Below are 6080 nucleotides of genomic sequence, written 5' to 3'. Positions count from 1 at the left end.
TGCGTAGGCACAGCAAGCAAGGAAAATTAATACCAGTAGCTCTGTGTTCATTTTATAGCGGACCGCTCATATAATGATAATTGTAGCAATTAACGCGTGGCGAAACGAAAGATTATTAAAATAATCGCCAAAAAAAAGAAATAAACCTTAGCGTAAGGTTTATTTCTTCTAACTTGTTTATTTAAAGGTGTGGCAAGTTGTCTTTTAACACCTTTAATCGTATGATTTTTTAGCCAACTTAACCTTCTAAATGACAGATATACTGCACGATTTCTTCTGTGCGCAAATTAAAACCACTATTGCCTTCGACTACAAATGACTGTCCTGCGCGGTAATAGCTGAATTCTTCCTCACCGTTTATTTTGACCTCACACTCACCGCTGATGATTTCGATACGCTCAGAGGTGTTGGTGCTAAAGTGATAGTGCTCAACCAAATTGTCGCAAGGTAAAATAACCCCAAGCGTTTTATGGCGACCGTCCTCAAACATGATGGTATGGCTTGAGCAACGACCATCGTAGGATATCGTGGCTTGAGCATTGACTGTTACATTGGTAAATTGCGCCGCTGTCATAGTGGCTTCCTTATCAAATAATTATTGCCAAACTAAAAAACCAAATTTAAAAACCAAATAGAAGCATAACTCACTGCATAGATGACAGTTTTATTACATCTTTTTAACGACTGCCTCTGTATTTGGCTTGCTAGAGCTGTTAGCCAAATCAAGAGCCAGTCAAAGCTTACACTGTCTAAAATAATGATAAAACGCTTATTTCGCCTGCCCTGTATCTACATTTTATCTCGCCTGAAAGACAGACAGGGTAGCAGAGAATATAAAAATCTGGTGGTAAGAGTTTATCATTATGTGAGATTATGCTACCACATTATATCTATAAAGTTTGTTACAGCGGCTAACTTTCCTTACCTTTAAAATTTGTATTTAGGACTTTTTGCCACCATAATATTTACCAATCATTTTTATCTCATTAGCCCATTAACCAAAGCCGTTTATTCCCTTATTTATCCTATCGTAGACAGAAATGACAGCTTAATTGCTGACGTTTATTGTCTGCCATGAGAGGCGTTGATGCTCGTATCATTAACTTTACATCAGTTTGCATTGATTGCTCAGCACGAGCTGAGTATGGCTGAAGGCTTCAATGTCATCACCGGTGAGACGGGTGCTGGCAAGTCATTATTATTAGATGCGCTGTCTTTATGTGCAGGCGAGCGCGCCGATAGCGCCATGGTCAGGCATGGCGCTTCGCATGCTGATATTTATGCGCAGTTTGATGTGGAAAATAATGATGTCGTCGCAGAGTGGTTTGCCAAAAATGATCGGCCCCTAGAAGAACCTGAAGTCCTAATTCGCCGGCAACTTAGCAATACGGGGCGCTCAAAAGCCTGGTTAAATGGAGCGCCGGTCAGCTTGGCGGAATTAAAAAGTCTGGGTGCATTACTGGTTAATATTCATAGTCAGCACGCCCAGCAAGCCTTGCTCAAACCGCAATTTGTGGTGCAATGGCTCGATGAGATGGCGCAAATCACGCCACTTGCCGCGCAAACGGCGAGCAGTTATCACGCTTATCAGCAGCTCAAACGCCGCGCTGATGATATCGCAAGCCGCGAAGCCCAGCGCCAAGACCGCATTCAGCTATTACAAAGCCAGCTTGCTGACATTGCCCCGCTACTTGCGGTTGATTATGCAGAAGTTGAAGCCGAGCACGAGGAGCTGTCTAATATCGAAGCACTGATGACGGAAGCCAGCCATGGTTTGCATCTGCTCGATAATGACACCGATGAGCCTGATGTCATGACCTTGCTCGGGCAAGCGATTAAGCTTTGTGATAACCAGATGAGTGTTAGCCACACCTTTGAGCAGGCGTCCGAACAATTGCATTTGGCGCAGCAGCAAATCACTGAGGTCACAGGCTTACTATCAGATTATGCTGAACAGCAACTGCCCGACCCTGAGCGCTTGCAAACACTCGATAGCTTAATCAGTCTTGGGCACCGCTTGTCACGCAAGCATGGCCTGCCCGCAAGCGATTTGATTGATGAAGCAAAACAGTGGCAAGCACAATTAGAGCAGTTAGAAAATGAGCCAAGTAGCGATGCCATGGCGGCGCAAATCGAGCAAGCATGGCAAGAGTATCTATCGCTTGCAACTGAGCTCAATAAACAGCGCTCAAAAGCGGCACCAAAAGTCAGTAAACAGCTGATCGCGCAATTACAACCGCTTGCCCTGCCCAATGCCCGCTGCGAGTTTGTCTTTACCAAAAAGACTGACCCTAGCCAGTATAATGGTCAAGGCTGCTATGATATCGATTTGTTGTTTAGCGCCAACGTCGGTATGCCCATGCAGCCGCTGCATAAAATCGCCTCAGGCGGTGAGCTGTCGCGCATGGCACTGGTGATGCAGGTTTTGCAAGCGACCAACGCTGATAATAACGCCGCCAAGCCGATGCTGGTCTTTGATGAAGTCGATGTCGGTATCAGTGGCGGCACCGCACAAGTGGTTGGCGAGCTATTACGCGCGCTTGGGCAGACGCAGCAGCTGCTTGCTATTACCCACCAAGCCCAAGTCGCGGCGCAAGCGCACCAGCATATCTTGGTGCAAAAGCATCATGACCAACAAACCGAAAGCGAGCTATTAATCTTAACCGGTAGCGCGCAAGTCGACGAGCTGGCGCGCATGTCTGGCGGTGTGACCATCACTGATGTCACCCGTGACCACGCTCGTAGCTTATTAACCGATGTTAAATAATTTAAGCTTCATCATGAGTACCAAAAAATGGCTAAATATTTGCTTTAGTTGATTTTTTGCTCATTATCGCCATATAGTGGACTATCATCTCAGTTATTTTATATTTAATATTAGGTTGCGTTTGTCTCTATGTCTAAAGTCAATTTGACCCACCACTTCTTAATTGCCGCACCCGAGCTGTCAGACCCACGGTTTGAGCAGGCGCTGATTTATGTTTGTCGTCATGATAAGCACGGCGCGCTTGGCCTTATGGTCAATCGTCCAATAGAGCAAGCCCGCGTGGGCAAACTGCTAGAAGATTTGAGTATCGAAGTGACCGATCCACAAGTAATGGCAGATGTGGCGTTAGAAGGTGGTCCTATGTATCCAGAGGTGGGTTTTGTCTTACATACCGGGCAGCCAGAGTGGGCGTCGTCTTTTGCCATCTCAGAAAACGTCTGTATTACCACCAGTCAAGATATCCTAAAACGCATCGCCGCCGGTCAAGGCGTTGGACATTATCAGCTGTGCTTAGGTCATGCGAGTTGGGGGAAAAAACAGCTCGACCAAGAGCTTGCTAGTGGCGACTGGCTCGTCTGTCCTGCTGATCTAAATTTATTGTTCGATACGCCGTTTGCCGAGCGCTGGCAAATCGCCGCTGATAAAATTGGCGTTAATTTCGATTATTTAAGCAGCGATATCGGTCATGCTTAGCACCCTTCGCTCAATGAATAAAGAAAAATGAAGACAGAAATAGGAAATACCCCTGATTATGGTAGATAGTATTCTTACAACAGATAGCGCAGATGCTATCAATGCTGCTAGCGCTACTGAGCCAACTATTAAGCCGCATCTTATTTTAGCCTTAGATTATGGGGTTAAAAAGATGGGCATGGCGCTCGGCAATTCTATTACCGAAACAGCGCGCGCCTTTGATATCTTGGCGATGAATAATGGTCAGCCTGATTGGGACAATTTACTTGGCATTATCAAAGTTTGGGGCGTGGCAAAAGTGGTGGTTGGATTGCCACTCAACATGGATGGAAGCAGCTCAATGCTCTCCAAGCGGGCGCACAAATTTGCTCGCCGCTTGGCGCATAGGATTATGGAGCAGCATTTGCCCGTCACTGTATCTCTCTGCGATGAACGCCTAACCTCAGTAGCAGCGCGTGAAATCGCTTGGGAGAACGGTTGGATACAAAACGAGCGCGACCCAATTGACGATATTTCCGCCTGTATCCTGATGTCGACATATTTTGCTGATCCCAGTAGCAGTCTTGCCATCGACGCCATTAAAGCGGATTAAAACAGCGGCAAATGGGCAAATGAATTGTTAAAATATCGCTCGTCTGGCTATCTTTGCCCTATCTTCTAAACGAATAAATGACTGATTACTATGACCACTGTCTCAGACCACTCTTTGCAAAATGGCTCGCAGCGTGGTTTTGCGCCGCTGGCGATTGCGCGTATCAAAGGCGCTCAGCGTGCAAACCAGTTAGCGATTTATCTTATTTATGCCGCTATCCTCGCCTTTATGGTCTTTGGCACCATTGCTAGTATTAAAGCCTTTCATAACAATCAGCTGCTTTATCAACTTTTCTACAACCTGCCTTACGCCTTGGTGGCGCTGACCATTCCTATGACGATTTATGACGCGCTGGTGATTTATCGTTATCGCTTAAATCAGCCGTCGATGATTGCCATGAGTATTGGCGTCTCAACGGTCGTATTGGTTGGTGGCTTATTATTTGCCGATACTGCTTGGTTAGGATTGGCCTGTTGGCTTGGCGTGGCATTTTTATTTAAAGTCAGTTTTAAGCGCTTTTTTAACTTTATAGAGGCTGAAAAAGACACGGCAAAAGACGCTGAAAACGTTAAAGAAAGCTAAAAAACGCTGATAAAAAATTCTAACGAATAAAGAGCAAAAACTTTACCCTTACCTTATCAATTTAAACGACTACTATGACCACTTCTAGCACACAAACGACCATCAATCATCATCTAGATACTCAAGGGCTGATTTGTCCTGAGCCCGTGATGATGCTGCATCGAACCATCCGTAAAGCGGATGCCGGTGAGGTGATTGAAATACTCGCCACGGATCCTGCGACCACTCGTGACATTCCTAATTTTTGTCGTCATTTGGGGCATGAACTGGTGCAGCAAGAAACGCTTGCTGAAAATGTGCCTTTAAATAACGATCCTGATGAAATCACGGTTGCTGGCGATGATGACGCACCAACCAGGGCCACGCTTTATCGGTATTTGGTTAAGAAAAAAAGTGCCTAGTTTCTTATATCTAGTTTCTTATATCTAGTCTTCTATACCTAGCCCCTTACTGAGTAACCATCTATGAGCCGTGACCGCGCCGTACAACAGCGTCAACCAAAAGCGCTCGCCGTCGATGACGAGCCGAGTTATATCACGGAGTTTCGTCAAGCGATGCTGGCACGCGGTTTGGCGACACGGACGCGTAACGCTTATGTGCGCGACTTGCGTTCTTGCGAGCTGACCAATCCTATTGCCCTGACAAAATGGCAGCCAGAGGATGTGTTGCACTGCTTATCAATTCTTACGCAAGATGGCAAAACACCGCGTACGCAAGCACGTATACTCTCAAGCTTGCGTCAGTTCTATCTATGGATGATTGCCAGTAATCTGCGCGAAGACGATCCGTGCGAACGTATCAAAAGCCCAAAATTGGGTCGTCCCCTGCCAAAGGATTTAAGCGAGGCGGATGTGGATAATCTTCTTGCCGCACCCGATACCAGTACGGCGCTTGGACTGCGTGACAAAGCCATGCTAGAGGTGCTCTATGCTTGCGGTCTGCGTGTGAGCGAGTTGATTAATCTATCCCTAGAGCAAGTCAATCTAAATGCTGGCTGGCTACAAATCACGGGCAAAGGCAATAAAACACGCTTAGTGCCACTCGGCGAATACGCAGCAGATGCGCTAGAGGATTATCTCTCTCACGGACGCGGTGATTTGATTGCGCATTTAAAGTCTGGCAATTGCCAAGCGGTGTTTTTGACCGCGCAAGGTGGTTATATGACGCGGCAGAACTTTTGGTATCTCATCAAAAAATACGCCAAAGTTGCCAGTATTGATAAAGAACTATCGCCGCATACCTTACGTCATGCCTTTGCTACTCATTTGCTCAATCATGGCGCTGACTTACGTAGCGTGCAGTTATTACTTGGGCATAGTGATTTATCAACCACGCAAATTTATACCCATGTGGCGACGGCGAGATTGCAGCAATTGCACGCCGAGCATCATCCGCGCGGTTAAAGTTGAAATTGTCTATTTATTGATGTGACTGTTTATTGATGAT

7 protein-coding genes are annotated in these 6080 nt (G+C 46.1%); 6 read left to right on the top strand and 1 reads right to left on the bottom strand.

Annotation, left to right across the window (positions count from 1 at the left end; translation table 11 throughout):
* Nucleotides 1–238: 238 nt before the first annotated feature.
* Nucleotides 239–574: a pyrimidine/purine nucleoside phosphorylase gene (locus tag B4240_RS10390; protein WP_068407914.1), complete on the bottom strand. Its 336-nt coding sequence runs from the start codon at nt 572–574 to the stop codon at nt 239–241.
* Between the two features lie 513 nt (nt 575–1087).
* Between B4240_RS10390 and recN the strand changes: the two genes are divergently transcribed.
* The 6 genes from recN to xerD all read left to right on the top strand — a co-directional run bounded on the left by recN (nt 1088) and on the right by xerD (nt 6037).
* Complete coding sequence (recN, locus tag B4240_RS10385; protein WP_296238986.1) at nt 1088–2767, top strand: DNA repair protein RecN; 1680 nt, start codon at nt 1088–1090, stop codon at nt 2765–2767.
* Nucleotides 2768–2896: 129 nt separating this feature from the next.
* Nucleotides 2897–3460, top strand: a complete 564-nt coding sequence (locus B4240_RS10380) for a YqgE/AlgH family protein (RefSeq protein ID WP_296238985.1) — start codon at nt 2897–2899, stop codon at nt 3458–3460.
* A 58-nt stretch (nt 3461–3518) separates the two neighbouring features.
* Nucleotides 3519–4052 (top strand): Holliday junction resolvase RuvX, encoded by a 534-nt coding sequence (gene ruvX / locus B4240_RS10375; RefSeq protein ID WP_296238982.1) that lies wholly within the window; start codon nt 3519–3521, stop codon nt 4050–4052.
* Between the two features lie 90 nt (nt 4053–4142).
* Nucleotides 4143–4634, top strand: coding sequence for a hypothetical protein (locus tag B4240_RS10370; protein WP_296238981.1), 492 nt, complete (start codon nt 4143–4145; stop codon nt 4632–4634).
* Nucleotides 4635–4708: 74 nt separating this feature from the next.
* Nucleotides 4709–5035, top strand: coding sequence for a sulfurtransferase TusA (gene tusA, locus B4240_RS10365; RefSeq protein ID WP_296238979.1), 327 nt, complete (start codon nt 4709–4711; stop codon nt 5033–5035).
* 63 nt (nt 5036–5098) lie between these two features.
* The gene (xerD, locus tag B4240_RS10360; protein WP_296238977.1) at nt 5099–6037 is read left to right on the top strand and encodes a site-specific tyrosine recombinase XerD; all 939 of its coding nucleotides are present in this window, start codon (nt 5099–5101) and stop codon (nt 6035–6037) included.
* The last annotated feature ends 43 nt before the right edge of the window (nt 6038–6080 follow it).

Origin of the sequence: Psychrobacter sp. UBA5136 (assembly GCF_002414005.1) — a bacterium.
Lineage (GTDB): Bacteria > Pseudomonadota > Gammaproteobacteria > Pseudomonadales > Moraxellaceae > Psychrobacter.
This window is presented reverse-complemented; position numbering and strand designations above follow the sequence as displayed.